We start from the raw sequence: 358 nt of genomic DNA on the forward strand, positions 1-358 counted from the left end.
TGAGTGTCCAAGATTTGGGGGCCAGTTCAAACCTGAAACATGGTTTTCAGACGACCTTTTTATCGTGGAAGGATATGGCGGATTCTGCCAAAACGGATGCTATAGTGGATTAACTTCAAATCAGTACGGCGCTGCCTCGCCTTAGCTCAAAGAGAACGATTCTCTAAGGTGCTGAAGCACCAAGTGAATCGGTTCCGTACTATCTGTACTGTCTACGGCTTCGTCGCCTTGTCCTGATTTATGTTAATTCCACTATAATTCTCTTTGCCCTACCAAGTTGCCCAAACGCAACACAAAGTCCATTCGCGGCAACTGCCTTGTCACAAAATATAGTGGATTAAAATTGCAATGATACGGC

Origin of the sequence: Neisseria sp. HMSC70E02 (genome assembly GCF_001838645.1) — a bacterium.
GTDB lineage: Bacteria > Pseudomonadota > Gammaproteobacteria > Burkholderiales > Neisseriaceae > Neisseria > Neisseria macacae.